Here is a 25,148-nt window from a genome sequence, read left to right as displayed (position 1 = left end):
AAAAGGAGCCGAAAATGGACGATCACAAACTGCAGATCCTGGACAAGATGGCGCCGGAGATCGAAGAGCGGATCCTGGATTATGCCTCCCACCCGGAGGGGGGACTGTTTGAATTGCTGGAGGATGTCGTCTACATGAACGACCTCGAAGCGTTCGAGGCGATCTTTGCAAACGGCGGGAACGTCAACCTGCAGAACAAGTACGGCTGGACCCCGCTGCACATCGCCATCCGCCGCGACCGCCGCGAGATGGTGGAGTACCTGCTGACCCACGGCGCGGACATCAACAAACAAGACGGCGTCGGCTGGACCCCGCTGATGGAGAGCATCATGGACGACAAGCCCGAACTGTGCAGACGCCTCCTCGACGCCGGGGCGGACACCTCCATCGCCAACGAGCGCGGCGGTACGGCGGCGATGCTGGTGCAGAAGTTCGGCCGCACCTCAATGATGGGGATGTTCTAGGCCGCTTTCGGTTGTCGCAATGCGCCGCCGTAAGACGGCAAGGGTTTCGAGGTAGGCGGTTTTGAACGCGCCTTGGGGGAGCCCCTCCGCCTGTGCTTCGAGCCGGCGGCACCCCTCGATCAGGCGGCTGCGGGGGCAGGGCGCAGGGGCGTCCATCGCCGCGCGGCAGAGCTGCATGATCCCCCGGTACGCCCCGATCCTTCCCAGGCGTACGTCTCCCCGTTCGCTGCTGCCGTATTTGCTCCTGCTATAGAGAAAGTAGGCGGTAAAAAAAAGGATCCGGATCTCTTCGGCGTTGATAGTGCGTTTCATAAGTGCAAGTCTATGGCACTTTCAACGCAAAGCATCAAAACAGGGCAGAGCGTCATTTTGTGTTACACTTTTTACAGCGGCGCGGTGCGAAAAAAGTGCGCCCCGCGTATGACGGGGAGGGGAGAGATGATGAAAGCGATTCTGTTTTTGACGGCAGTGATGCAGGCCGTATGGGCCGCAGGGAGCATCGAGGTCAACGGGACCTCCTCGCTGCATGACTGGCGTATGGCATCGGACACTGTTCGTGTCTACATGGTGCAGGAGAACGGCCGGGTCGAAACGCTGCAGGTCGCCCTGGTCATCGAGACGCTCAAAAGCGGGAACGAGGCGCTGGACAACGACGCCTACGAGGCTTTCGGCATCGACCGGGCGTGCCCCGTCCTCTTCACGCTGCGCTCCCAAAACGCGGACGGCTCCCTGGCAGGGGTCATGCGCATAGGCCGCCATGAGACGCCGGTCGTCGCCGTGCCGGAGCGTATGGAAGAGGGGGTGGTTTCGGGGACGTTCGAAACGAAAATGAGCCGTTTCGGCATCACCCCTCCCTCGCTCTTTGCCGGGATGATGGTCGTGGACGATACGGTCGGGATCCGCTATACGCTTTCGGACGACGGCGTGCCGATACCGCCGATGCTACTGCGATGCCTTTTCCCGCCGCAGGAGGGCATGGCGCCGTGAAATAAAACGGCCCGTCGTCCGCATTTAGCCCTATCATGGCGGTATGATACTTCACCTCGACCTCGACAGTTTCTTTGTCTCCGCCGAACGGACCCGCAACCCCGATCTCGTGGGCAAACCCGTCATCGTCGGTGGGCGGGGGGACCCGTTCATCTTTGACGTGAAACCGGCAAAGGAGAAGAAGCTCGTCCAGCTGAACCAGGGGGCCTTCGTCCCGACGCTCTTTCACGCCGAGCACGACGCATCGAACTACTTTTTCGACGCGGGGCGCATCCGGGGGATCGTCACGACGGCCAGCTACGAGGCGCGGGCCTGCGGCGTCAAGACGGCCATGACCATCCGCGAGGCGCTGCAGCTCTGCCCCCAGGCGATCCTCGTCCCCCCGGACCATCTGCTCTACCACACCCTGTCGCACGAAATGATGGAGATGCTGGCCAAGGAGATCCCGCTGGTGGAGCAGTACAGCATCGACGAGCTCTTCGGCGACGTTACGGGCTGGGTCGAGGAGCGTGACATGCCCGGTTTCATCCGCTACCTTCAGGAGAAGGTGACGAAGGAGCTGCTGCTGCCCGTCTCCATCGGGGCGAGCAACGCCAAGTGGATCGCGAAGCTGGCGACGTCGACGGTGAAACCCTATGGCTTGCGGGTCGTCTACGATGACGAGATCGCCGACTTTACACGCGATGTCCCCGTCGGGGAGTTTCCCGGGGTCGGGAGGGCCTTCGGGAAGAAGCTGGCGCGTTACGGCATCGCCACCGTCGGCGAAGCCGTCTCAAGCCCGCACCTGTTTGCCAGCTGGGGGCGGCACGGGCGGGACCTCTACGCCCGCATGAGCGGTCGGGACGGGGAGGGGATCAACCCCCGCCGCAGCCGCAAGGGGATCGGGATGTCGCGCAGCATGGACCGCCCCATCCGCGAACGCGACGAATTCTACCGCCGCGTGCGGGTGATGGTACGCCACTGGACCCATACCATCGCCCGCCTCGGCGTCAACCCGACGACGTTTTATTTCAGTATCGGGTACGAGGGGCGGCTGCGCAGCAAGAAACAGTACACCGTCTACCGCTTTTTCAACGAGCGTTTTATCACCGCCTTCGCCCTGGAGAAGTTCCGGGAGCTCGACCTTTATCCGAACGCGGCCGTCACTTATATCGCCATGAGCGCGACGAAGTTCCTCCACCACGATCCAAAGGCGGTCGATATGTTCACCCTCGAGGAGGACCGGAAGATGCAGCGGCTTGACGGCGCGGTGATGAAAATGCGGGAGCGCTACGGCATGGATATCGTGCGGCGTGCCGCAGAAATGGGCAGTAAAACGTAACCGATTTGAAACGCCTTCACGGTAAGATGTTGGTATGCTGGACAGAACTTTGATGCAATCGGCCCTGGACACCTTTGAAGAGCTGCGGAGCGATCTGCTTGCGGCCCGCCACGGGACCGATAGAAACCATCCGCGTTACCGGAGTCTTCTCAACCTGAGGCAATACCTGATCTTGCGTTCTAAAGACTGGACGGAGCTGCAGGAGAAACTTTTCCTGCTCTCGCTCTCCTCGCTGGGACGCTCCTACGCCCACGTCGCCGCCAGTGTCGATACCCTTTATGACCAGCTCTCCTCTTCGCTGGGCCTGGGGGAGATCTCGCCAGAAGAGACGGCGGCATTCCACCACCTCGGCATCGCCGCGGCCCAGGAGATGACCGCACAGAACAGCCTGGCCCTTTTCGGCGGAAAAAGTGCTGCGGATACGGCGGAGCAGACGACGGCCGTTATGGTGACGCTCCCCTCCGACGCGGCCCGCAACGGCGGGGAACTGATCCGGGGGCTCTCGGAAGCCGGCGTCAACGTTTTCCGCATCAATACGGCGCACGATGACCCTGCCGTCTGGCAGGGCATGGCCGATGTGATTACGGCGCTGAATGCAACGCGTCCGGCGGAGGAAGCGCTGAAGATCTTTGTCGACCTGGCGGGACCGAAGATCCGGACGGGGCGGGTCAGACGGCTGAAGCTGCCTGTCGTGCTCGGCAGCAACAAGCGCGAAAAGATGATCATGATCCGGCCCGCACCGGCGCAGACCTTTTCCGAGCGTACCGATCCCAATACCCGCGCGAGGATCCCGGGGCAGCTTGCGCTGGAGAGTACCTACTTCGACACGCTCGAAGCGGGTGACGTGCTGAAGGTGACGGACATCAACGGACGGCATGCCAAGATGACGATCAGGCAGATTGACGACGTCGGGGCTTTGGCCGCGATCAGCAAGAAGGTCGCCGTCGACGAGAACTGTGCGGTATCGGCCGGCGCCCGAAAGGGGTTTGTGACGGGCTGTGTCGAACAGCCCGAGCGCATCCGGCTTTTTACGGGGGACCTGCTGCGCATTACCGCGACGGATGCGGAGGGATGTGCCGCGATCCGTGACGAGACCGGCCAGACGGTCGCACCGGCGCACATCTCCTGTACGTTGCCGGCGTTCGCCTCCTACGTTCGCCCGGGCGACAGGGTCTACATCGACGACGGCAAGATCGGTCTCTTCGTCAATGAAAAGGAGGCCGACGGCGTGCTCTGCACGGTCACCCAGGCGAAACCGGGCGGTACGCTGCTCAAGGAGGAGAAGGGGATCAACCTGCCCGACACCTACCTCAACATCCCGGCCCTGACCCCGGCGGACCGGGAGAATCTGCGCTCCGTCAAACACTATGCCGATATGTTCGGCCTCTCCTTTTGCCAGACGGACCGGGACGTCGCCGACCTCCAGGGCCTGCTGCGTGCTGAGGGATACGAACACATCGGTATCGTGCCCAAGATCGAGACCCGGCACGCCGTCTACAGGATGCCGCGTATCCTGGAGCAGCTGCTGGTGTGGGAGAAAAGCGGGGTGATGATCGCCCGGGGAGACCTGGCGATCGAAACCGGCTTTGAGAACCTTGCCGCCATCCAGGAGAGCCTGCTCGATCTCTGCAGCGCGGCGCACCTCCCTGTCATCTGGGCGACACAGGTGCTCGAGAGCCAGATGAAGAACAACCTCCCCAGCCGTGCCGAGATTACCGATGCAGCCATGGCGGGGCGGGCGGAGTGCGTCATGCTTAACAAGGGCCCCTTTGCCATCGATACGGCGGGGGCGCTGCTGCGGATTCTGGACCGGGTACACCAGAGCTTTCGTAAAAACCGGCAGCTCCTGCGCAAAGAGACGCTCTGGTCAGTAGCCGACGCGCCGGAGGATCGCCTCTAGTCCCGCCAGGTAGCCGCTGCCGAAGGCGCGGATGTGGACGAGGTAGGGGAAGATGCGGTAGAGATCGGCCCGCTGCTCGAAAAAGCCCTCCGGGATGGGACGGTGAGTGCGGTAGCGTGCGTAGAACGCTTCGCCGAAGGTGTGGAACATCCCGATAAAAGCGAGTTCCATCTCGAAGTGGCCGTAGTAGCACGCCGGGTCGATAAAGGCGGCGAGGCGGTTGTCACGGGTCAGGATGTTCCCGCCCCAGACGTCGCCGTGCAGCAGGGAAGAGTGCTCGGGTTCGTCCAGAAACTGCTCGAAGTCGGCCGCCAGTTTCTCGATACGCCCCAGCAGTGCTTTGTCGATCTGCCCTTCGTCGAAGGCCCTGGCGGCGAAGTCGAGCACCCGCATCTCCCGGTAGAAGTCGACCCAGCGTATCCGCGGCCGGTTGCGCTGGCGGAAGGGGCCTATGGTCGTGTCGGAGCCGAACCCGAAGACACCCTGGGCGGGGATACTGTGCAGGTGGGCCAGGGCGTCGGCGATCTCCTCCTCGCAGCGGCCGTTGCAGGCGTCGTCGTTGGGGATGTACTCCATGACCAGGCGCCCTGCGCTCTGCTCGTACACCTTTGGCACCCGCAGGTGGGGCCGGAGGTGTTCGAGCATCGTCGCTTCCGCCTCCAGCACAAAGGGGTCTTCGGAGGATTTGATAATCCGCTGCGTGCCGTCTTCGGCCGTTTCAAGATCGATGGTCGCTATGGAGTTGCTGCCGAGCCGGATCGTTCTTACGCCCATGACTCCCTCGTGATTTTAAGCTGCCGATCCCGTTCGTCGGTCAGAAGCAGTTCGCCGTCCTGGATCAGCGCCTGGAGTTGCATACTCCGTTCTGCAAAGGTTTCGGCGTCGCCCTGCGCATCGAGCTGAATGACCTTCAGGTTGCCGAAACGCGCCAGTTTGGAGCCGTTCTGGCGCCACCACGCGTCGGCCGCACGGCGGGAATAGGTGTAGATGATCACCTCGTCTGCGCGGCCGCACGCCTTGCGTATGCGCTTCTCGTCGGGCTGTCCAAGGTCGATCCAGAGACGGATAGTGCCGTCATAATCTGTATTCCGGAGGTCAGGTTCATCCTCCTGGACGATCCCCTTGGTAAAAGTGAGCCGTTCGTCGGCATGGAGGGCAAAGGCAGCCAGGCGCATCATCATCCGCTCCTCGGTTTCGGAGGGGTGGCGGGCGACGGTCAGGTCGAAGTCATGGTAGAAGTGGCGGTCGAGATCGGAGATGGAAAGGGATACTTTGTAGATCGTTGCGCCCAGCGCCATGGGTTCTCCTTGCAAATGCGGTGCGTCATTATACTTCACTCCCGGATCAGGGGCGGTATAATGGAAAACAGCGTCATAAAACAGTAGAATAACTTATCTTAGGGGGTACAGATGGACTACCGTATCGAAAAAGCCGAAGCAGGCGATAGAAATGCGATCCTGAACGTAATGGAGCCTTGGAATATGCACCATGTCCCCTCCGTCGAAATGGAAGAGCTGGACCTCTCCTGTTTTTACGTAGCACGGACGGAGGACGGCCGTATCATCGGCGCAGGCGGTTACAAGATCCTTGCGCCGGAAGAGGGGAAAACGACACTTTTGGGCGTATACCCCGAATTTCAGGGCATGAACATCGGAAAGGCACTCCAGAATGCACGGCTGGAGGCGATGTACGACGCGGGTGTGAAGTACGTCACGACCAATGCCGACCATCCCGAGACGATCGTCTGGTACCGAAAGCACTATGGTTACGAGGTTGTCGGCCGCCTGGAGAAGCTCTGTTCCTTCAGCCTTGAGGATGTTACCCACTGGACAACGCTGCGGATGGACCTTGTGCGTCATTTTGAGACGAAGGCGCAGCGGGATATTGCGGCTGCAGCCTATATTGCCGAGAACGATCCGCACCCGCTTAACCCGTACCCCCCGCTGATGATCAATGTCTGTCTGACGGGCATGGTCCCGACGAAGGTGAGTACACCGCATGTACCGGTTTATGTCGAGGAGATCATCGCGGATGCGATCCGTGTCTACGATGCCGGGGCGCGGATTGTCCATATTCACGCCCGGGACGAAACGGGGCAGCCGACGCCGGATGCCCGTTATTACGAAACGATTCTGACGGGGATACGGCGGGAGCGGCCTGGAATGGTCTGCTGCGTCACGACATCCGGACGCAACTGGAGCGATTTCGAACGGCGTTCCGAAGTGCTGCACCTGACGGGAGCGGCGAAACCGGATATGGCGAGTCTGACGCTCGGGTCGCTCAATTTTCTCTCGGGGGCCAGTGCCAACTCGATCAATATGGTCGAGCAACTGGCGATAACAATGAAGGAGAAGGGGATCCGCCCGGAGATGGAGGTCTTTGATTACGGGATGGTCAACCTGGCCAAGTACCTTGAACGCCACGGGATCATCGAAGGGCGGAAATATTTTAATATCATGCTCGGCAATCTCAACACGGCACCGGCGACACTCGGCAATCTGGCGATGATTGCAGAGGCCCTTCCGGAAGACTCTGTCTGGGCCGGGGCGGGGCTTGGCGGCTTCCAGTTGCCGATGAATACGGCCGCCATCGCTGCGGGAGGGCACGTCCGTGTCGGGATTGAGGATAATATCCATTACGATTACGAGCGGAAGGTGCTTGCGTCCAACGAAGCGCTGGTGCGGCGCGTTGCGCGGATTGCGGAAGAGATGCAGCGGCGCCTCGCAACCCCCGAAGAGACGCGTGCGATGATGGGGCTTGCCTAAGCCTGCGCCGCTTTGCGCGTTATCAGCGCGTTGAAGGCCGTTTTGATGGCATCGAGGGCGGCTTCCTGGTAGGGGATGGGGGTGCCGCCGACGATCCGCATACAGGTGTTGAGCTCGAAAATGAACATGTTCCCCTCCGCATCGAGGTGGCAGTCGATACCGAAGAAATCGAGCGGCAGCTTTTCATGAATATGGCGGCAGGTTGCTTCGAGCTGCGCGGGCGGGGCTGCCAGAAAGGCGATCTCCTCCTGCTGACGGGCGGCAGAGTCGTTCATCATCTCCTCCCGTGTTTCCGAGTGGATATTCCAGGATTTTGAGACGATGAGGTGCCGCGGATAGACGCAGCCGTCGATGACGACGAGGCGGTATTTTCGGTAGAGGCCGTCCTCGTCACGGAAATCACGGAAGGCAATGGCGTAGAAATCCCTGCCGTCGAAGGCGAAACGTTCCAGTTCCGGCAGCTGTTTTTCGCTTTCGACCAGGACCATTCCCCCGCCGCCGTGCTCGCCAGCCGAGCGGAAAATATAGGGATACTCCAGGCCGTGCTCCGCGATCAGACCCGGGATCTCTGCCAGCTTCCGCGGCGCGAGCCGGACTGTTTTCGGCACAATGAGCCCCCGGGTGCCGTGCAAACGCGCATAGGTCTGCTCCCGGGTCGTCTGAAAAGTGAGGTCCGGCGGATTGATGACGGGGATCGCCAGCCGCTCCAGCGCCTTTTCGAGCTGATGCAGTGCGACGGCATTGGTGTCGGGGTCGCAGAGCGAATTGACGATGACATCGGCTTTTTCCGGAACGAGCTGTTTGGGGTGCTGCCCTCCGAAGGTCATGGGAATGACATCGTACTGTTGCGGGTCGATGAGGCTGACAAGGCTATTGGTCCCTGCAAAATTGATCCGGATCTGGCGGGGATCCCCGTTGTTCCAGATGACGGTTGCCCGGCCGCTGTCGGGGGTGCCGATGGGATTGAGTACTTTAAGCATGGTCCGCCTTTACCGCATAGCGTTTCGCAAGGAGCATTTCCTCGACCGCCCGGTTGAACCGCTCGAGCTCTTCTGGCGAATGATACCCCTGTTCCTTTGTCCCGTCGGCATAGTGCCCGTTACAGTCAAGACCGAAAAGCAGGAGTTCCCCCTTTTCGTCGATGGCGCACTCCGCGGCGAAATAGTCAAGGCCGAGCTGCTTTTTGAGCAGGGAGAGTGCCGGGAACTTCCTGTTCTGAAACTTTTTGAGAAAGGCTTTCTCCTCGTTAAGGAGTATTCTCATGTCTGATTTCAATCCCTTGTGGGCTTCGGCATCATTGCGGATATACCATTGGTCGGAGATGATGAGGTGGCCCGGCAGTACGGTGTCACCGATGACATAGAAACGGTAGAGACGGTAGAAGCCGTCGGGTGAACGGTAGTCGGTGAAAGAGGAGGCGTAGTAGGCCCGGCCGTCGAAAGCGAAACGTTCGAGGGCGTGGAGATCGTCGAAACGTTCAAGGATGAAGTGGTTGGGCTGTTCCGGGTACGCGGCGGCTTCCCTGAAGAGGATCGGGGTGTTCAGACCGTCTGTCTCCAGTGTCTTGCGGACGTCGGCAAGCGAATGCGGTGTCAGACGGAGGGTTTTGGGCACCGCAATCCCTTTTATCGGTGCAACGGTCTGACAGAGACGGTCGGGGCGGATGCGGGGAATATTGACCGGCGTATTGATAAAGGGATAGGGGTTGCTTCGTGCAGCATGCTGCGCACGGTCCAGTGCAAGGATGCAGCGTTCCGGGTCGCTGATGCTGTTGTAGACGATGTCGGGCCTTATGTTGACGCTGACCGGGTTCTCGGCACCGCCGTAGAGCAGTTTGAGGTGGCGGAACCGGGCCGGGTCGAGCGGTTCGAGCAGGGGGGATACCCAGTTGAAATCGAGAAAACGGCGTGCACCCGTTTCATCCGTTGTCTCCAGGACGATCTCATTGGAATCGGGCAGGCCCGCCAGTTGTAAAATGGTGGTCATATATAGATGCTTTCGCTTGTAAAGATATTGGATTATCGTGGATGGGGACTTAGAACTCTCTAAAAATACTTCAGAGGCCGAAAGTCGGGAAAGGATGCATGGTGCAGAAGGGGGAGTGACCCACCTTGCTGCATGCCATGGAGCGTTACGGCATCATGCTACCGCAGGTGCCGACCGGAATGTCGCTCCAGCTGCTGTAGGTTGCATTGCCGTCCGTTGCGCTAATAGTGACTGTCGAGTACATGGATGCATTGGCGTCGAAGTCAACCATCGCGCTGCCGCCGGCACTGACGCTGACGCTGCCGGCATACGGGAGAACGTCGCTGCCGTGAGCACCGCCGCCGTCAAAGTAGTCATCCTGGTTGGACTGGACGACTGTATTGGTACTGAACGTAACGGCCCCGCCGAGGCAGCTCGTACCGTAGGTACCGCTAATTGTAATGTTGTCTTCGCTGCCGCTCGTGTAGGTTTCCACGACAAAGTCGTTGTAGTATGCGCCCCCTGTCATGCTCTCGACACCGCTTGCATTGGTTTCATAGTAGCTGTAGAAGCCGTCGACCATTGTTTTGTGGTGGGAACCGTCCTGGGCACCCATTTCGGTCCATTTCTCATTGAAGACGTCTCTCCAGCCATCAATGACATCACCGTTGCTGTCGACATCGACCCGCTTATTAGTGCCCACATACTGCCAGGTATCGCTCCAGGCCGGTACGCCGGCGGCGTCGAAGTAGTCACCGTCTGCTTCCCAGGTCTCTTTTCCGCTGCTAACGTAGGTATAGGTGCGTGACGTCGTCGTCTCGTTGTTGTCGTAGCCGTAGCTGTGGTTGTCACTCCATGCCCACGTCTCTTTGGACATATTCGCGTCGCTACTGTAGGTTGCGATGTGCGAATAACTGCCGCCACCGTTCTCGAAACGGCGGTTGGTCGGTTCGCCGTTAATGGTGGTGCTGTAGTTGTCGATACAGTGGTTGGCGCTGTATTTGCCCTTATAAGTTTCCGTCCAGCCGCCGTTATCAAGGTATTCGTAAGTGGTTTCCCACGAGTAGGAGTAGGTACCGCTGATACCACAGTCGTAGGTGTATGAGTAGCTGTCCTGACCGCTGCCGGCAGCGGCTGCCGCCTTTACATTGATCGCCGTTTTGACCTTGGCGACCGCCGCGCTTGCCGGAGATGCCGCCGTAATGCTACCACTTCCGAGCAGCGCCAATGCGTTCTCTACCGTGGAGAGGTCAACGGTAGCCTTGGTTTTGAGCTCTGACGGAGCCGACGGACCCGAGGAGCTGCTGCTGCCGCAGCCGCTCATAATCAAAGCCGCAGCCGCGACCGAAATTCCAACTAAACCAACATATTTCATAGGACACCCCTTGTGTGTATAGTGAGATAATATTAGTTTATGAATGCCAAGCTTAAAGTTTGCTTGAAGCCGTCTGAATCCGTTAAAAAAAGCTATTTTATTGTTGTGAAGCTGCAATGTTCTATAATTAAAGTAAATTGAAAAATTATTATATGTATGTTGCAGTGGATTAAGGGGGTGTAAAAAGATGAAGATGCGCTGTTTAAGAAAAAGAATGCTGTTTATCTATACGCTATCGGTGCTCTTTCTGCTGGCAGCATGCGGAAGCGGTTCGCATTCCGAACCGGAAACACCGGTCGAGACGGTTACAGTAGTTATCGGTGGCAGTACCGCTGTCACCGGGGCGCTATGCGACGCGGATATCGAAGTGATGAGCCTGGCGGGGACCGTGCTTTTCCGGACGAAGAGCACCGGGTATGACCCGCTGCAGGACGGCACGGAGTACAATGCCACGGCAGTAAAACTGCGCCCTTTCGCCGAGCGGGTCGCCGGGCGCTTTTCGGCAACCCATATTTTCATACTTTCGGCCCTGCCTTCGGAGAGTACAATGATGCTTCTGAAAGTGACCGGTGGTCGGGAAATCGATCCCGACGGCGACGGGTTTGTCATCGAGGGGACTGAGCGCAGTTTCGCCGGGCCGCTTTATGCCTATGCGGCATTCGGTGCGCTGCGTGAGGGCAATGTGTCGGTCAACCTTTTCAGTTCCGCGGCGGCTGCCGTGGCGGCGGAACGCCATCTCTTTGTGCCGTCCACGATTACGATGATCCTTGAACGGACTGCCGAAAAACTTTTCGTTACCGACCCGGCCGGCGGCACGGTCGATGCGTCGACATTGACACGTTTCAATCCTTCCTTTGTCGAGAACAACCGTTCTGCACACTTTGACTTTCTGAATGATCCGGACATTTACAGGGCGCTGGCCGACGGCGATTATGGCGAGGGACTGTATGCGGGCGATACGGGGCTCTGGAAACAGGATTCCGACCATGAGGGGCTTATGGATGCTTTCGAACAGCTTGTCGGTACGGATGCCGGGCTGCCCGACAGTGACGGTGACGGGGTCAATGACTATGCCGAGGTCTGGGGCGGTACGGACCCGGCAGACGGTGGAAGCGTGGAGGGGGATCTTCTTTTTCCCTACCAGTGGCACCTGCAGAACACGGGGCAGACGAGCGGAGCGCTGCACGGCGGCACCGCCGGAGAGGATATCGGCATTGAGGCCGTGCCGACAGCCTACGCTGGCAGCGGTGATGTAGTCGTCGCTGTCGTCGATACCGGCGTCGAGTCCGGGCACCCCGACTTGAAAAACAGCCTCGACCTGACCATGAGCTACCACTATGGAACCCGTTCGAACGACCCCGTGCCGCTGACGAGTGATATCGGCTACCACGGTACCTCCTGTGCGGGGATTATCGGAGCGCAGGGGTTCAACACACTCGGTGTACGGGGCGTTGCCCCGATGACGCGGCTGGCCGGTTTAAATGTACTGGCGACGGGAAGGGTCTCCCATTTCGCGGATGCTTTCCTGCGCAGCGGGATCGCCATCTTTTCCAACAGCTGGGGGCCTATCACTTCGGCTGCATTGACCGACTGGGGGGCGGTGATGGAAGACGCGCTGGAAGAGGGGGCCGTGAACGGCCGTGACGGCAAAGGGGCCATTTATGTTTTTGCCGCCGGCAATGACCGTACGGTGGACCATGAAGGGTATGCCAACACCTCCAGCCTGCATAACAGCAAATACGCCATTACCGTTTCCGCCGTGAATGCCTCCGGCACGCTCAGTTCCTATTCCAGTACGGGGGCGAACGTGCTTGTTGCCGGGACGGGAGGTGAATACGGGCTGGCAGCACCCGCTATCGTGACGACGGATCTGACGGGCCTCGGTATCGGGCATGATATCAAGTACGACGGTGACGGGAACGTTCTCGGCGATTCCTCGCTGGAGGGGAACAACCCCGACGGTAATTACACCCGTTTCATGAACGGGACCTCTTCGGCCTGTCCGTCGGTGGCCGGGGTCTGTGCGCTCATGCTTCAGGCCAATCCGGCACTGACCCGGAGGGATGTCCGCTATATCCTGGCCAAGAGCGCACGCCGAAATGACACGGCCGACACGGGCTGGAGTATAAACGGGGCCGGGCTGCATATCAACGACAAATACGGTTTCGGCATCGTGGATGCCGCGGCTGCCGTCGCCATGGCAGAGGGGTTTGCATCCCTGGGTGCGGAACAGACGAGCATACGGTACGGCGACAGCAACGGCATCGAGATTCCCGATGCCAATACAACAGGCATTGAGCGTACCCTGGAGGTGAGCGAAGCCATGACGGTGGAGCATGTCGATCTCTGGATCACGACGGACCACTACCGCATTGACGACCTCCGCATCATACTGATCTCGCCGTCGGGAACAGAGAGTGTCCTGGCCGTCGGTGGTGAAAACTATATTCTTGCTGCGGAACGGTATGATGACTGGCGTTTTTCAACCGTACGGTGTATGGATGAACCTGCGCAGGGGACATGGCGTCTGAAGGTCATGGACCTCAGAAGCGGCTATATCGGTTCGCTGGTGAGCTGGGGCATACAGATCAGCGGTCATTAAAAGGAGGCAGTGATGAAAATGGTATATATGGTAGTGAGCCTGATGGCAGCCGGGATGGTTGCTGCGGCTACGGTCGGGCACTCCCGCATTTTACTGAGCAGCCAGGGCGCAAAGACGCTTTTTGTCCGGGCGGAAGCGAAAACCTTTGATCCGGCCGAGCAGGCTGCTTCGGAACATGCACGCCAGGCAACTGGTAAAGCACCGCATGCCGGGGAGGTCTTCTACAAAAGAGGCGTGAGAGAAGCGGCGTTCCGCCATGTGACGACAGGCCGTATCGTCGTCCGGTTTGTTCCCGGGGTGGACCCGGAGGCTTTTGCGGCGGAAAATGGTTTGGAACTCCGCCGCAGTTTCGGCATCGGGGGACGCAGTGCCGTTTTTATCAATCAAAGCGACAGTGACGATATCACGAAGTCCAATGCACTTCTGCAGCAACAAAGCGTCGAGTCGGCGGAGCCGGACTGGGTGCTGCCCGTCACAGTCTATTAGACGCTATAATGATGAAAAAATGCCGGAGGAGTGACAATGGGCTGGACCTGTTCGTACCAACACGGTGACCTGTGCGACCTGCTGAAAAAAACATGCGATCCCGGAGACAAGGGGTGTGTGCTTTACGGGAAGGCTGTTTTTTCCAATCCGGAAACCCCCTCCAACGCTGCCGTCAAACGGCGCGAAGAGACCCGCAAACGCAGGGGACTGCGTGGCGAGATGGAGGACGCGAAGTTTTTCTAGCGCCTTCGCGCCCGCTTACCCTTTTTTCTTGTAATGGGAAAGGAAATAGTGGTAGGAGTGGGCTAGCGCTTTGTTGGTCAGGACGACAAAGGCTTTCGTCTCATCCCATCTGGCTTCCGTTTTGTCCTTGAATGCGGCGTAACGCTCCTGCATTTCAGCGTACATCTTCTCCAGTTCCTCCAGGCGCTTGTCGAACTCGGCTTTGACCTCGGCACTGTAGTGTGTCGCTTTCTCTTTCAGGGCCTCGATCTCGGCGCGGTAGCCCTCTACGGTTTTCTGACTCTCTTCGATGACCTCTTCCTCTTTTTTATGTGCGGACATGGTATCGCTCCTTTCAGTGGGATATAACTATTGTACACTATTTCCGCCGCCATTGGTAGTGCCGTTTCATTAAACGCATTATCCAAAATGAGTGTGTACAATGCGAGGCATGCGGATACTTACACTTTTATTTTTTCTTCCCCTGTTTCTTCTCGGTGCGACGGAGATTTCCGACGCCGACCTCAAAGCGCAGATCGGGCGGATGCTCATTGTCGGTTTCGATGCGGAAACGCTCGACGCCTCTGACCCTTTCGTGCGGGAACTGCGGCAGTACAAACCGGGCGGCGTGATCCTTTTTGACCTCGGCTACCCGGACCTGAAACGGACGAAGAACATCCGTTCACCCCGCCAGCTCGCCGCGTTGACGGCCCAGCTGCAGGCCTTTGCCACCGCCCCGCTGCTCGTTTCCGTGGACCAGGAGGGCGGCCGGGTCGCGCGCCTGAAACCCGCCTACGGCTTTCCTGAGGTTCCCTCGGCGGAGGCCGTCGGGATGCGGGATGACCCGGCGTACGCGCAGCAGGTATACGGGACATTGGCGACTACCCTTTCCGATGCCGGGATCAATACGGATTTCGCCCCCGACGTCGACCTGGCGGCGAACCCCGAGAACACGGTGATCGTCGGACTGAAGCGCTCCTACGGCAAGTCTCCGGAAAAGGTGACGCGGTACGCGGGAATAATGCTCGATGCCCTGCGGGCGAAAAAAGTCGTCGGGGTACTGAAGCACTTCCCCGGGCACGGCTCCTCCCTGGGGGATTCGCACAAAGGTTTCGTGGACGTAAGCGAAACATGGACGCCCGTAGAGCTCGAACCCTACCGCCGCCTGATCAACGAGGGCAAAGCGGACATGATCATGACGGCCCACGTCTTCAACCGCCGGCTCGACCCCGACTATCCGGCGACGCTCTCGCACAAGATCAACACGGAGCTGCTGCGCGGCGAGCTGGGCTTCAAGGGGCTCATCGTCAGCGACGACCTGCAGATGAAGGCGATCTCGGAACACTACAGCCTTGAAGAGACGGTGCGCCTCGCCATCAACGGCGGGGTGGACATGCTGCTCTTTGCAAACCAGCTCGGCAGCAACATGCTCGGCCGGATCGTCGAGACGATCTACGCCGAGGTCAAAGCGGGGCGGATCTCCCGCGAGCGGATCGCCGAGTCGAACCGCCGTATCAATGCGCTTTACGACGCCTACGGCATCGGCGCGCCGAAAATCGTCGACAAGCCCATCGCTTTCGGCCCGCAGCGCATTGCCCTGACGAAGCAGTACATCAAACAGCACTACGGCATGGACGTGAGTGACATTACGATCGACCCGAAAGTGATCGTGCTGCACTGGACGGCCGATATGGGGCTGGAGTCTTCTTTTGCGCGCCTGCAGCCGGAGCTGCTGCCCGGAAGCCGCGGCGACATCGCGACCGCAGGTGCGCTCAACGTCTCCTCGCAGTTCCTCGTCGACCGGGACGGCACCATCTACCGCCTGATGCCGGAGAACCGGATGGCGCGCCACGTCATCGGGCTCAATTTTGAGAGCATCGGCATCGAGAACGTCGGCGGGGAGGGGAATGCCAAAGAGGACCTTACCCCGGCGCAGCTGCGCGCGAATATCGCGCTGGTGCGCTACCTCGCCGGGAAGTACCCGCACATGGAGTACCTCATAGGCCACCATGAATACCGCAGGATGGAAGCGACCCCGCTGTGGCGGGAACGGGACAAGGGATACCGCACGGAAAAGAGCGACCCGGGCGAGGCCTTTATGCGGAAGGTGCGCAGCGCCGTCAGTGACCTGCACCTGAAAGCCCCGCCGGAAGCGCGCTGATGGGATTCTCCCCCCTCGACTGGACCGTCTTCGGCGGATACTTTGCCATCCTCGCTTTCAGTTCGTGGCTTTTCTCCCGCGTGAACATCCGTTCATCGCGCGACTACTTCGTCGGCGGGAACAGCGTCCCGATGCTCGCGGCCGCCGTCTCCGTGCTGGCGACCTCGCAGTCGGCGGCGACCTTCCTGGGCGGTCCGGAGTACGCCTACCGAAGCAACCTTACCTTTGTCGGCTTCTACGTCTCCGCGCTGCTGGCCGTGCTTTTCATTGCCAAAGTGCTGGTGCCGCGCTTCTACGCCATCCGCGCCGTCACCGTCTACGAACTGCTGGAGCAGCGCTACGGGGCGAAGGCCAAACGGGAAGCGGGCGTCATGTTCCTCGTCGGGCGGGTCCTCGCCAGCGGCGCGCGGCTCTACATCGGGGCGCTGGCCGTTTCGATGATCGTCTTCGCCGACATCGCGCCGCTGCACCTCTTTGCCGCGATCATTATGCTCGTGCTGGGGGCGCTGGCCTATACCTACTTCGGCGGGGTGAAGTCGGTCATCTACAGCGACGTCATCCAGGCCGTGACCTACATCGGGGCGGGGGTGGCCGTACTGATCTACCTCTTTGGCGCGCTGCAGACGGACATCGGTACGATGTATGACGTTTTGAATGCCGAGGGAAAACTGACCGTGATCGACACGGCCGGGAATTTCGGCATCTGGAGCCTGCTGGGCGGATGGCTGCTGCTCAACATCGCGGCCTACGGCCTGGACCAGGATATGACCCAGCGCGTGCTGGCCTGCAAAAACGGCCGCGACGGCTCCCGGGCGCTGGTCGTCTCCATCGTCATGACGATCCCGGTCGTGCTGCTCTTCCTGGCAATAGGGCTGCTGCTCTACCTCTTCTACAACCACCCGGAACTCTCCGGCATCGGCGGCGGCGCCGTGCAGGAGTTCAGCGGGGAGAAGATCACGATTTTCATGACCTACATCCTCAACGAAATGCCCGCGGGGCTGCGCGGATTCGTGACGGTGGGGGCGATCGCCGCCGCGCTCTCCTCGACGAACTCGGTACTCGCGGCAATGGCCTCGGTGGCGGTGGAAGACATCTACCGCCCCTGGAAGACGGCAAGGGGTGTGACGGAAGAGCGCCACTACGTGGCCGCCGCCCGGACGGCGGTACTGCTCTTTGCGCTCATTTTGACGGCGATGGCCGTCGTGAGCTACTACTGGCAGCGGGCGACGGACCTGCCTTTGGTCAGTTTCGCACTGGGGGTCATGAGCTTTGCCTATGCCGGGCTGCTGGGCGTCTACGCCTCGGCGCTCTTTACGAAACGCGGAAGTGCGCGGGCCGTGACGTGGGCCCTGGGCGGCGGTTTTATCACGGTCCTTCTTTTGCAGCCCTACTGTTTCGGCGGGGCCTTTTCCCTGGCCGATCAGCTCGTCGGGGGGACAGCGGTGGCGTTTGTGATTATGCAGTTCGGGGGTAGGGACGAGTGACGTTTGAGATTGCTCTTATTTTGATTGTTATACATCTTATTAATCACACAGTGACGATGAACACCATATATACCGATCATCTGGTTTTATGTACTCGGCCCATCCATTTTCTTTTGCACGTTTCCAAAAGCTATCAGAAGCCGGACTCCGATAATCTTGTTTGTCAACATCTTTTCCACTTGAAACAATGGTTTTAGCTAAGATTTGCGAAACTTTACAAATAACTGCTTCAACAATTCCGTGAGAACGATATGCTTGGTTATTAATAAACATGTCTGTAATGCGAAATGCATCATCAGTAAATGGAGTAAACTTTAAATCAAGTCCGTCATCAATTATTTTCCTATCAGTGTCATACATGCATACCATCCAAGTTGATCCGCCACTTTTTTGAAGAGAAAATAGATATTGACGCCGTTCCCCATCTTTACCTAAGCAAGTACAGTTAAACATTTGTTTATTCATTTTTTATTTTGTCTTTGCATGTTTAATGTTTCTAATGACCAATCAAAAAGCACTCGCGGGTTTTGATTGGCCTTCTATGATTTGTTATGTCTCTTCATCTTCTGTATTGCAAGGTAATATAAAACATTCTGGATAGTTTTTGAGTAAGGATTCTTGAATCTCTACATGTGTTCCGTCATTTTTTATCTCGTCCAATAGGGATTCCCTTCTCCTTTTTAATGGAGCACCATAGTCATCATAAATATTATAATCCTGCGCTGAAAAATCAAAAGCAAAACTTTTGATATCTGAACAGCCTTTGACCGTATAAATACGATCTTTATGTAGAAATTTTAGTTGATTGCAATTTTCTAGATCTATTTTATTCATTTATTTCCTTAATGACATAACGACTAGCGTAACTGGTTGCATTTGGAGCACCAGCGGAAAATGCAATCTGCGTTGATGCACTTGTTAGGTATCAGACGTGCCTTCTTGTACTTCTTTATAGGTCTGACCATTGGCGTTGACCCAGGAGATTGGTCCAGGGGCCTGTCTCCCTAGAATAACCGATGAAGCCGCACTTGGGGACGAAAAAATTGTGTCTTCAGTAAACACAAGCTGGTTTGCTTCTTGTTGAAGAACTTCCGCATCAACAAGTTTTTTGCGGATCTTGAGCCAGCCTTCGGCGATGGATTTTGACGTTTTTGGACTTGCTTGAGATCCTGCCTTTACTACGAACCCCTCTTCTGTTTCAACCATCGTTGCGTCAAGAGTCTTTGATTTGACCTTGTAGGTGGCTTCACACGCAGCAGACTCAGTTGATGTGGTGGCATGGGGAGCAGCGATGACAAGTGAATTCATTCCCACTGTTGGAAGTATTAGCCGTATCTGTTCAATGAAGTATTCCATATCGGACACGTCCGCCTCTGACAGCCGCGCTCCCTTGGGATTGTTGTTGTTTTCAATAAAGGAGCTGTTCGCCTCCCGTGAAAGCGCGATGAGCCGCGACTCCAAATATTTGATGTGAGCTTTTGTAAGCATCTCATCTTTGCTGAGGAAGCAGACTACCGACTCAAAATCTCGGTCAGCTATATGTTGCTTGAGTCTAGCTCTCAACTCCTCGGCTTCGCCAATGTAGATGCTTTCATCGAATTCGTATGATTCGCTCTGACTACGAAGAAAATAAATACCTGGGGAATCAAATTCAGGGCGGGTCAACATACTTTTAAGCATTGCTCGGGGAGAAAAAACCGCCTTTCCAGACCAATTGCCAATCTCGATGGTCTTTGGACCAGTTGCCGATCCGTCGAGCATATATATGGTTAGCTTCCTACCCAAAATTAATCTCCTTCTTCCTAACGTTTAAAATGACCAATCAAAAAGTCGTCCTCAAGTTTTTGATTGATTCCTTCTGATTTGTTAGACAGCAACTTACTTCCGAATTTGCTGTTTTGCACTTACTATAAAACCCTGCCATTTATTCACAGTTGGATTGATGATTTCTTTGCCTACCTCAACAGTGGCTTTTGTCGTACCCGCTAGTGGGTAAACTAACCCCGCTAAATCTCCTAGCATTGCTTCACCAATAGTTAGAAAATGACGTTTAGGGTCTAAATGGCGCAAAAAGAGCTTGTCTTGAGCATCTTGTATTGCATATTCCACTTGTTTTTTCATATCTTGCACTTCAGTGATAGATGCTGAGCCATTTTGACTAATAATCCATTTTCTAAATTCATCAAGATATTTATTTTCTCTTACTTCATCAATCACTGGATGGTATGGTCCCTTCGGACTTAAATAATTTGAAATATTATCAATGACCAGTAGTTCAGTAAGCTTAGCCCCAGCCCAAGTCTCAGTTGGGAGATTATGTGTTGGTCGCAATCTGGAATTTGTCACAAGTTCTATGGTTCTTCCTTGAAGCTTAGACAAATAAAGCAAGTCGATAGCTAGGTTGTATTCGTCGGAGTTCGCATAACCAACATAATTGCCTATCTTTAGACTGTGGGTATGGTTGTCTACCATTATCCCATCCAAAACACCAGCCTCTTGTATTGCTGTTTGAAATGAAATACCGGTTTTCATACGGCTATTATTTTGCTCTCGTATTTTTGTAATAGCTAATTCTATTTCTTCTTCACTCACAAAAGGAAGAGAACCATTTTCATCGAGAAATTCAACAAAGGGGAGGTTACGCATATTTTCTGGGCATAAACTTTTTGAGAGAAAGACTAGCTTATCGAAAAGAAGCATTAGTCCGAATGGTGAATCTAGTATTGGATTTGGTGAACTGGTTTGATCTGCCTTAGTCTTTGTTGCAGTATTAAGATAGTCGAAACCTACTGGTGTTGATAATCCAATATATGCTTCTCTCATTTAAAATCCCTTTGATTGAATCTATTCATATTCGTCTAACGTTTAAAATGAGCAATCAAAAAGCCGCCCGCGGGTTTTTGATTGGTCTCCTCTGATTTGTTAAGCATTATTGTCGGTCTCATCAGCCAACTTTTGTATACGCTCTCTGATCATTTGTTTTTTTTCTTCGCTGGGAGCATTTTCTGCTTTAATTTCTGGAGCCTGGCTCAACAATGTTTCATTGTGGATATTAACCAGCAACCCCATGCATGCAGCAGTAAAATGTCCTCTAGGACGATGGTCGTTATCATGATATGAGAATGATAGCTCTCTGCACTGGTTCTTTATTTTCTCTTCTTCAAAATCTATAGCATCTGCATTGTGAGCGAACTCATTTCGAATTTTTCTTATTAAATCTAAATCTCGCCTTTCAACTTTTGATATTTTCCCAAGATAAAAGGCCATTTTTATCCGAGCTGAAAAAGCAGCTAACGGTGCCGTACCTTCAAATAAGTCATTTTCAATCTTTTTATCGTAAGCCAAAGCACAATAGAGAAGATCGGACAAGGCTTTGTCAAGATAAGAGGAGGCAAATAGCGCACACCCCCTGTCCGTTTCTGTTGAGAGCGCTGATCTAAATACTTTTACTTCGTCAATTTTTTTCTTGAAAAATTCTTCTGCATTCATAATGTTTTCTCTTTCTGCTTAACTATTTATTGATACCAAAACGATGTTCATTTGTCGGAATCTTAATAGATATTCAGACATTCACAGTGTTCTGCTATCACAAAAAGATTTTTGTAACTCAACAAAATGACATATTTTCACATATTCTACAGAGTATTACTTAAGATTTTTTGCTCTTTGCATGGAGGATTGATTTAGATAGGAGGACATTCTGTCGTACTATCACGTGAATGGCAAGGAGGAGATCAGCTCCGCTGCGTCAGCCGCTCCCAGAGAAGGACAAGCGCCACCAGCAGCATTCCGGCGGCCAGGCCGCTTGCGAGTTCGGGCAGGACGGAGGGCATAAACGCGAGGGCGTGGTGCAGCCACTCTACGTGGTGGACGAAGATGCCGCCGCCCACCAGCAGCATCGCCACGGTGCCAATGTAGCCCAGCGCCTTGATGAGCTTCGGCATCGCTTGTACCAGCAGCAGGCCGGAGCGTTTCAACACCGCGGCCTTTGTGCCCGTGCTTGTCTGGCTGAAACCGACCAGGGCGAAGCCCATGTCGTCCATGCGCACCATCAGCGCGACGATGCCGTAGACCCCCACTGTTGCCAACAGCGCGATCAGGGTGACGACGAGGATCTGGGTCGTCAGCGCTTCCCCGGCGACGACGCCCAGCGCGATGACGATGATCTCGATAGAGAGGATGAAGTCCGTGCGGATGGCCGATGTGATCTTGGCGGCCTCGTCGACGGCGCCTTTCTGCTCTTCCCCATGATGACCCGGCCGGAGGTATTCCAGGACTTTTTCCGCCCCTTCATAGCTGAGGTAGGCCGCCCCGAGCATCAGGATGGGCACGATGGCCCAGGGGGCGAAGGCGCTGAGCAGGAAGGCGACGGGGAGGATGATGGCCTTGTTACGGAAAGAGCCCTTGGTAATGGCCCAGAGCACGGGCAGTTCGCGCGCGCTGGCGTGGCCGGAGGCCTGTTCGGCGTTGACGGCGAGGTCGTCGCCCAGGACGCCGCCCACTTTTTTGGCCGCGACCTTGCTCATGACGGCCGTGTCGTCGAGCAGCGCCGCGATATCGTCGAGAATGGCGAAAAAGCCTCCTGTCATAGGACTCTCCTGCGGAAGTTGAAGATGCATATAGTACCATATCGGTAGGAATGAAAATGAGCTTTGATTCGAAACAGTGTTATATCGGTGTCATGTCGGGAACGAGCCTGGACGGGGTCGACGTCGTGCTCTGTCCCGTGGACGGGGAGGGCATTGAGCTGGCGGCGTCGCTGGCCTACCCCTTTGACGCGCAGCTGCGTGCGGACCTGCTCCGCGTTATCGGCGGCAACACGACGCTGGAGGAGATAGGGGAGCTGGACCACCGTCTGGGCATCCTCTTCGCCGACGCCGTGGAAGCGCTCATCCGCGAGCACCACCTCGATACCGAACGGATCGAGGCAATAGGCTTGCACGGCCAGACGCTCTGGCACCGCCCCGTAGGCCCCAACCCCTTTACGATGCAGCTGGGGGACCCCAACATCGTCTGCGCCCGGACGGGCATACGGACCGTCGCGGATTTCCGCCGGAAAGATATGGCCCTGGGTGGGCAGGGCGCACCTTTTGCCCCGGCCTTTCACCGCTTTCTCTTTGAAAAGCTCGAAGGGCGCACCCTCGTCGTCAATATTGGCGGGATGGCGAATATCACCGTGATCGGTGAGCCGCTGCTGGGGTACGATACGGGGCCGGGCAACGTGCTGATGGACGGCTGGTGCGCGGAGAAGTTCGGCTGCTCCTATGATGAGAACGGCACCATCGCGCAGCGGGGGGAAGTAGACGAAGACGTGCTGGGCGCGATGCTCTCCGACCCTTATTTTGCGCGCCCGGCACCCAAAAGCACGGGGCGGGAGCAGTTCAACGCCGCCTGGGCGGAGCGCTTTGTCAAAGAGGGGATGCGCAGCGACGCCTTCCTGTCGACCCTGACGGAGCTGACGGCGCGCAGCATTGCGCAGGAGGCCGCGAAATACGCCCCGTCGAGGCTGCTGCTCTGCGGTGGCGGGGCGGAGAACGTCTACCTGCGCGGGCGGATCGCCTCGCTGCTCGAAGGCGTCGAGGTCGTGCGCACCGACGAATACGGCATCCCCGGCGACTGGATGGAGGCGATGGCCTTCGCTTGGTTGGCTCAAAAGCGCATGAACGAAGAGGCCGTCGAGCTCTCCAGCGTGACGGGCGCGTCGCAAAATACGATCCTCGGGGGGATATATGCATAAAGTAAAAGCGTGGCTGGCAAAGACGCCCTACCGCGACTGGGAGGTGGAAGTCGCCAGTGCCGACGCCAGCTTCCGGCGCTATTTCCGGCTGCGCCGGGGGAGGGAGAAGCTCATCGTCATGGACGCCTCATTGGAAAAGGAGTCGCTTGTCCCTTTCCTCGATGTGACAGAGAGGCTGCTCGGTGTCGACGTCAAGGCGCCGCAGGTGTACCTGGAAGACAGGGACGAAGGATTCCTCGTCCTGGAGGATTTCGGTTCACGCTCCCTGCTCAATGTCCTGAACGAGGCAAATTTCGACTCCTACTACAGCAGCGCCATCGACGAGATCGTCAAGATGCAGGCGGCGGATGCCGAGGGGCTGCCGCTCTACGACAAGGCCTTTTTGCACTTTGAGATGGACCTGATGAAGATCTGGTTCCTGGAGAAGTACCTCGGGATGACCCTCAGTGAAGAGGAGGAGCGGATGCTGGAAGAGGTGCTGGATACGATCTCGGAGACGGTGCTGTCGCAGCCGCAGGGGGTCTTCGTCCACCGCGATTTCCATTCGCGCAACATCATGGTGACGCCCTCGGACGAGACCGGGGTCATCGACTACCAGGACGCCATGAAGGGGGCGGTGACCTATGACCTCGTCTCCCTGCTCAAGGACCTCTACATCCGTTTCGAACCGGAAGAGATGGCGGCGCTGGCGCTGCGCTTCCGGGACAGGGCGGGCATCGTCGCCGACGACGCGACGTTCCTGAAATGGTTCGACTTCATGGGGCTGCAGCGCCACATCAAGGTGCTGGGCATCTTTGCGCGCCTTTGGCTCCGCGACGGCAAACCGGGTTACCTCGGCGACCTGCCGCTGACGCTGCGCTACACCATCGAGGCGGCGAACCGCTACGAAGAGACGAAGCCGCTGGCGGCGCTGCTGGAGCGGGTGACACTGCCGCCGCTTCCGGCGAAGGGTGAAGCGCAATAGAAACCATACGTCTAAAAAAAGGAGAAAATGAATGGATACAGCGATGATTTTGGCGGCAGGCAAGGGCGAGCGGATGCGTCCGCTCACGAACACGATCCCGAAGCCCCTGCTCGAAGTCCGGGGCAAACCGCTTATTGTGCATCACATCGAACGCCTCGCGGCGGCGGGCTTCAAACGGATCGTGATCAACATCGCCTACCTGGGCTATATGATCCCCGAAGCGCTGGGCGACGGGTCAAAGTGGGGGGTCGAGATTTTCTACTCCGACGAGCAGCACGAGGAGCCTCTGGGGGTGATTGGGGGCATCGTCAAGGCGCTGGGGATGCTGGGAGACGACCCGTTTCTCATCATCAGCGGCGACGTCTGGACGGACTTCCCCTTCGACACGTCTTTTGAACTGCCCGCATCGCTGGGGCACCTGATCCTCGTGCCCAACCCCGAGCACAACCCCGAAGGCGACTTCGCCATCGAAGAGGGGCGCGCTGCCTGTGACGAGGATGAGGAGAACTACACCTTTTCGGGCATCGGCTACTATGCGCCGAAATTCTTCTGGGGACTGACGTACGGCAACAAACCCCTGAAGATCACCTACTGTACGAAGATGGCCGGGAACCTTGTCTCGGCGGAACTCTACGAGGGAGAGTGGCGGGACATCGGGACGCCGGAGCGGCTGGCCGAACTGAACGAAGAGGGCTGAACGCGGCGATGAGGGGGA

General features: G+C 57.1%; 26 protein-coding genes. 13 read left to right on the top strand and 13 right to left on the bottom strand.

The window, feature by feature from the left end:
- The first annotated feature begins 14 nt into the window (after nt 1-14).
- Entirely contained in the window at nt 15-464 is a 450-nt protein-coding gene (locus WCX49_RS09090) for an ankyrin repeat domain-containing protein (RefSeq protein WP_345984777.1), read from the top strand.
- On the opposite strand, the gene WCX49_RS09085 is transcribed toward WCX49_RS09090, so the two are convergent.
- The gene (locus WCX49_RS09085; RefSeq protein ID WP_345984776.1) at nt 444-776 is read right to left on the bottom strand and encodes a hypothetical protein; all 333 of its coding nucleotides are present in this window, start codon (nt 774-776) and stop codon (nt 444-446) included. The two genes, WCX49_RS09090 and WCX49_RS09085, sit on opposite strands and share 21 nt — an antisense overlap.
- A gap of 126 nt (nt 777-902) precedes the next feature.
- On the opposite strand from WCX49_RS09085, the gene WCX49_RS09080 reads away from it, so the two are divergent.
- From WCX49_RS09080 to WCX49_RS09070, 3 genes are read left to right on the top strand one after another with little or no spacing between them, the layout of a single operon-like run.
- Nucleotides 903-1,451: a hypothetical protein gene (locus tag WCX49_RS09080; protein ID WP_345984775.1), complete on the top strand. Its 549-nt coding sequence runs from the start codon at nt 903-905 to the stop codon at nt 1,449-1,451.
- A 43-nt stretch (nt 1,452-1,494) separates the two neighbouring features.
- Entirely contained in the window at nt 1,495-2,772 is a 1,278-nt protein-coding gene (locus tag WCX49_RS09075) for a DNA polymerase IV (RefSeq protein WP_345984774.1), read from the top strand.
- 34 nt (nt 2,773-2,806) lie between these two features.
- Nucleotides 2,807-4,672 carry a pyruvate kinase gene (locus tag WCX49_RS09070; protein ID WP_345984773.1) on the top strand — a complete coding sequence of 622 codons (1,866 nt, stop codon included), beginning with the start codon at nt 2,807-2,809 and terminating at the stop codon, nt 4,670-4,672.
- Here WCX49_RS09070 and WCX49_RS09065 read toward each other — a convergent pair.
- Both WCX49_RS09065 and WCX49_RS09060 read right to left on the bottom strand, forming a co-directional pair.
- Nucleotides 4,640-5,446 (bottom strand): fructosamine kinase family protein, encoded by an 807-nt coding sequence (locus WCX49_RS09065; RefSeq protein ID WP_345984772.1) that lies wholly within the window; start codon nt 5,444-5,446, stop codon nt 4,640-4,642. The two genes, WCX49_RS09070 and WCX49_RS09065, sit on opposite strands and share 33 nt — an antisense overlap.
- The gene (locus WCX49_RS09060) at nt 5,437-5,970 is read right to left on the bottom strand and encodes a YaeQ family protein (protein WP_345984771.1); all 534 of its coding nucleotides are present in this window, start codon (nt 5,968-5,970) and stop codon (nt 5,437-5,439) included. The genes WCX49_RS09065 and WCX49_RS09060 overlap by 10 nt, the downstream gene beginning before the upstream one ends.
- Before the next feature lie 111 nt (nt 5,971-6,081).
- Between WCX49_RS09060 and WCX49_RS09055 the strand changes: the two genes are divergently transcribed.
- A complete protein-coding gene (locus tag WCX49_RS09055; protein WP_345984770.1) occupies nt 6,082-7,437 on the top strand; it encodes a GNAT family N-acetyltransferase in 1,356 nt (451 codons plus the stop codon).
- Here the strand turns inward: WCX49_RS09055 and WCX49_RS09050 are convergent.
- The 3 genes from WCX49_RS09050 to WCX49_RS09040 form a co-directional block, all read right to left on the bottom strand.
- A complete protein-coding gene (locus tag WCX49_RS09050; protein WP_345984769.1) occupies nt 7,434-8,417 on the bottom strand; it encodes a hypothetical protein in 984 nt (327 codons plus the stop codon). The genes WCX49_RS09055 and WCX49_RS09050 overlap by 4 nt on opposite strands.
- The gene (locus tag WCX49_RS09045; RefSeq protein WP_345984768.1) at nt 8,410-9,423 is read right to left on the bottom strand and encodes a hypothetical protein; all 1,014 of its coding nucleotides are present in this window, start codon (nt 9,421-9,423) and stop codon (nt 8,410-8,412) included. Before WCX49_RS09045 ends, WCX49_RS09050 begins: the two co-directional genes overlap by 8 nt.
- 145 nt (nt 9,424-9,568) lie before the next feature.
- On the bottom strand, nt 9,569-10,777 hold the full coding sequence (locus WCX49_RS09040; RefSeq protein WP_345984767.1) for a hypothetical protein: 1,209 nt from the start codon (nt 10,775-10,777) through the stop codon (nt 9,569-9,571).
- 214 nt (nt 10,778-10,991) lie between these two features.
- Here WCX49_RS09040 and WCX49_RS09035 point away from each other — a divergent pair, with 214 nt between their 5' ends.
- Genes WCX49_RS09035 through WCX49_RS09025 form a run of 3 tightly spaced genes read left to right on the top strand, consistent with a single transcriptional unit; the run spans nt 10,992 to nt 14,108 of the window.
- The gene (locus WCX49_RS09035; RefSeq protein ID WP_345984766.1) at nt 10,992-13,379 is read left to right on the top strand and encodes a S8 family serine peptidase; all 2,388 of its coding nucleotides are present in this window, start codon (nt 10,992-10,994) and stop codon (nt 13,377-13,379) included.
- A 12-nt stretch (nt 13,380-13,391) separates the two neighbouring features.
- The gene (locus WCX49_RS09030) at nt 13,392-13,865 is read left to right on the top strand and encodes a hypothetical protein (RefSeq protein WP_345984765.1); all 474 of its coding nucleotides are present in this window, start codon (nt 13,392-13,394) and stop codon (nt 13,863-13,865) included.
- Nucleotides 13,866-13,901: 36 nt separating this feature from the next.
- Nucleotides 13,902-14,108 (top strand): hypothetical protein, encoded by a 207-nt coding sequence (locus WCX49_RS09025; RefSeq protein WP_345984764.1) that lies wholly within the window; start codon nt 13,902-13,904, stop codon nt 14,106-14,108.
- Nucleotides 14,109-14,123: 15 nt separating this feature from the next.
- On the opposite strand, the gene WCX49_RS09020 is transcribed toward WCX49_RS09025, so the two are convergent.
- A complete protein-coding gene (locus tag WCX49_RS09020) occupies nt 14,124-14,429 on the bottom strand; it encodes a hypothetical protein (RefSeq protein ID WP_345984763.1) in 306 nt (101 codons plus the stop codon).
- A gap of 109 nt (nt 14,430-14,538) precedes the next feature.
- Here WCX49_RS09020 and WCX49_RS09015 point away from each other — a divergent pair, with 109 nt between their 5' ends.
- Together WCX49_RS09015 and WCX49_RS09010 are read left to right on the top strand one after the other, a co-directional pair.
- The gene (locus tag WCX49_RS09015; protein WP_345984762.1) at nt 14,539-16,248 is read left to right on the top strand and encodes a glycoside hydrolase family 3 N-terminal domain-containing protein; all 1,710 of its coding nucleotides are present in this window, start codon (nt 14,539-14,541) and stop codon (nt 16,246-16,248) included.
- Nucleotides 16,248-17,732, top strand: a complete 1,485-nt coding sequence (locus tag WCX49_RS09010) for a sodium:solute symporter (protein WP_345984761.1) — start codon at nt 16,248-16,250, stop codon at nt 17,730-17,732. Before WCX49_RS09015 ends, WCX49_RS09010 begins: the two co-directional genes overlap by 1 nt.
- Before the next feature lie 39 nt (nt 17,733-17,771).
- Here the strand turns inward: WCX49_RS09010 and WCX49_RS09005 are convergent, their stop codons facing one another.
- The 6 genes from WCX49_RS09005 to WCX49_RS08980 form a co-directional block, all read right to left on the bottom strand.
- The gene (locus tag WCX49_RS09005; protein WP_345984760.1) at nt 17,772-18,197 is read right to left on the bottom strand and encodes a hypothetical protein; all 426 of its coding nucleotides are present in this window, start codon (nt 18,195-18,197) and stop codon (nt 17,772-17,774) included.
- Nucleotides 18,198-18,281: 84 nt separating this feature from the next.
- Nucleotides 18,282-18,566, bottom strand: a complete 285-nt coding sequence (locus WCX49_RS09000; RefSeq protein WP_345984759.1) for a hypothetical protein — start codon at nt 18,564-18,566, stop codon at nt 18,282-18,284.
- Nucleotides 18,567-18,650: 84 nt separating this feature from the next.
- On the bottom strand, nt 18,651-19,493 hold the full coding sequence (locus WCX49_RS08995; protein WP_345984758.1) for a GIY-YIG nuclease family protein: 843 nt from the start codon (nt 19,491-19,493) through the stop codon (nt 18,651-18,653).
- A 117-nt stretch (nt 19,494-19,610) separates the two neighbouring features.
- Nucleotides 19,611-20,555 (bottom strand): hypothetical protein, encoded by a 945-nt coding sequence (locus tag WCX49_RS08990; protein WP_345984757.1) that lies wholly within the window; start codon nt 20,553-20,555, stop codon nt 19,611-19,613.
- A 99-nt stretch (nt 20,556-20,654) separates the two neighbouring features.
- Entirely contained in the window at nt 20,655-21,221 is a 567-nt protein-coding gene (locus WCX49_RS08985) for an MltR family transcriptional regulator (RefSeq protein WP_345984756.1), read from the bottom strand.
- A gap of 245 nt (nt 21,222-21,466) precedes the next feature.
- Entirely contained in the window at nt 21,467-22,321 is an 855-nt protein-coding gene (locus WCX49_RS08980; protein WP_345984755.1) for a DUF808 domain-containing protein, read from the bottom strand.
- 56 nt (nt 22,322-22,377) lie between these two features.
- On the opposite strand from WCX49_RS08980, the gene WCX49_RS08975 reads away from it, so the two are divergent.
- From WCX49_RS08975 to murU, 3 genes are read left to right on the top strand one after another with little or no spacing between them, the layout of a single operon-like run.
- On the top strand, nt 22,378-23,469 hold the full coding sequence (locus WCX49_RS08975; protein ID WP_345984754.1) for an anhydro-N-acetylmuramic acid kinase: 1,092 nt from the start codon (nt 22,378-22,380) through the stop codon (nt 23,467-23,469).
- Nucleotides 23,462-24,433 carry a phosphotransferase gene (locus WCX49_RS08970; protein WP_345984753.1) on the top strand — a complete coding sequence of 324 codons (972 nt, stop codon included), beginning with the start codon at nt 23,462-23,464 and terminating at the stop codon, nt 24,431-24,433. Before WCX49_RS08975 ends, WCX49_RS08970 begins: the two co-directional genes overlap by 8 nt.
- Before the next feature lie 31 nt (nt 24,434-24,464).
- The gene (gene murU, locus WCX49_RS08965; protein ID WP_345984752.1) at nt 24,465-25,130 is read left to right on the top strand and encodes an N-acetylmuramate alpha-1-phosphate uridylyltransferase MurU; all 666 of its coding nucleotides are present in this window, start codon (nt 24,465-24,467) and stop codon (nt 25,128-25,130) included.
- The last annotated feature ends 18 nt before the right edge of the window (nt 25,131-25,148 follow it).

It is taken from the genome of Sulfurimonas sp. HSL-1656 (assembly GCF_039645585.1).
Taxonomy (GTDB): domain Bacteria; phylum Campylobacterota; class Campylobacteria; order Campylobacterales; family Sulfurimonadaceae; genus Thiomicrolovo; species Thiomicrolovo subterrani.
The sequence above is the reverse complement of the archived record's forward strand: the minus strand, read 5'-3'. Positions and strand labels throughout refer to the sequence as shown.

Coding starts and splice junctions, on each gene's coding strand:
- WCX49_RS09030 (WP_345984765.1), top strand. CDS start 13,392: ATGAAAATGGTATATATGGTAGTGAGCCTGATGGCAGCCGGGATGGTT.
- WCX49_RS09055 (WP_345984770.1), top strand. CDS start 6,082: ATGGACTACCGTATCGAAAAAGCCGAAGCAGGCGATAGAAATGCGATC.
- WCX49_RS08970 (WP_345984753.1), top strand. CDS start 23,462: ATGCATAAAGTAAAAGCGTGGCTGGCAAAGACGCCCTACCGCGACTGG.
- WCX49_RS09025 (WP_345984764.1), top strand. CDS start 13,902: ATGGGCTGGACCTGTTCGTACCAACACGGTGACCTGTGCGACCTGCTG.
- WCX49_RS09070 (WP_345984773.1), top strand. CDS start 2,807: ATGCTGGACAGAACTTTGATGCAATCGGCCCTGGACACCTTTGAAGAG.
- WCX49_RS09015 (WP_345984762.1), top strand. CDS start 14,539: ATGCGGATACTTACACTTTTATTTTTTCTTCCCCTGTTTCTTCTCGGT.
- WCX49_RS09000 (WP_345984759.1), bottom strand. CDS start 18,566: ATGAATAAAATAGATCTAGAAAATTGCAATCAACTAAAATTTCTACAT.
- WCX49_RS09050 (WP_345984769.1), bottom strand. CDS start 8,417: ATGCTTAAAGTACTCAATCCCATCGGCACCCCCGACAGCGGCCGGGCA.
- murU (WP_345984752.1), top strand. CDS start 24,465: ATGGATACAGCGATGATTTTGGCGGCAGGCAAGGGCGAGCGGATGCGT.
- WCX49_RS08975 (WP_345984754.1), top strand. CDS start 22,378: ATGAGCTTTGATTCGAAACAGTGTTATATCGGTGTCATGTCGGGAACG.
- WCX49_RS09080 (WP_345984775.1), top strand. CDS start 903: ATGATGAAAGCGATTCTGTTTTTGACGGCAGTGATGCAGGCCGTATGG.
- WCX49_RS09005 (WP_345984760.1), bottom strand. CDS start 18,197: ATGAATAAACAAATGTTTAACTGTACTTGCTTAGGTAAAGATGGGGAA.
- WCX49_RS09020 (WP_345984763.1), bottom strand. CDS start 14,429: ATGTCCGCACATAAAAAAGAGGAAGAGGTCATCGAAGAGAGTCAGAAA.
- WCX49_RS09035 (WP_345984766.1), top strand. CDS start 10,992: ATGCTGTTTATCTATACGCTATCGGTGCTCTTTCTGCTGGCAGCATGC.
- WCX49_RS09075 (WP_345984774.1), top strand. CDS start 1,495: ATGATACTTCACCTCGACCTCGACAGTTTCTTTGTCTCCGCCGAACGG.
- WCX49_RS09060 (WP_345984771.1), bottom strand. CDS start 5,970: ATGGCGCTGGGCGCAACGATCTACAAAGTATCCCTTTCCATCTCCGAT.
- WCX49_RS08995 (WP_345984758.1), bottom strand. CDS start 19,493: ATGCTCGACGGATCGGCAACTGGTCCAAAGACCATCGAGATTGGCAAT.
- WCX49_RS09040 (WP_345984767.1), bottom strand. CDS start 10,777: ATGAAATATGTTGGTTTAGTTGGAATTTCGGTCGCGGCTGCGGCTTTG.
- WCX49_RS08980 (WP_345984755.1), bottom strand. CDS start 22,321: ATGACAGGAGGCTTTTTCGCCATTCTCGACGATATCGCGGCGCTGCTC.
- WCX49_RS09010 (WP_345984761.1), top strand. CDS start 16,248: ATGGGATTCTCCCCCCTCGACTGGACCGTCTTCGGCGGATACTTTGCC.
- WCX49_RS09085 (WP_345984776.1), bottom strand. CDS start 776: ATGAAACGCACTATCAACGCCGAAGAGATCCGGATCCTTTTTTTTACC.
- WCX49_RS08990 (WP_345984757.1), bottom strand. CDS start 20,555: ATGAGAGAAGCATATATTGGATTATCAACACCAGTAGGTTTCGACTAT.
- WCX49_RS08985 (WP_345984756.1), bottom strand. CDS start 21,221: ATGAATGCAGAAGAATTTTTCAAGAAAAAAATTGACGAAGTAAAAGTA.
- WCX49_RS09065 (WP_345984772.1), bottom strand. CDS start 5,446: ATGGGCGTAAGAACGATCCGGCTCGGCAGCAACTCCATAGCGACCATC.
- WCX49_RS09090 (WP_345984777.1), top strand. CDS start 15: ATGGACGATCACAAACTGCAGATCCTGGACAAGATGGCGCCGGAGATC.
- WCX49_RS09045 (WP_345984768.1), bottom strand. CDS start 9,423: ATGACCACCATTTTACAACTGGCGGGCCTGCCCGATTCCAATGAGATC.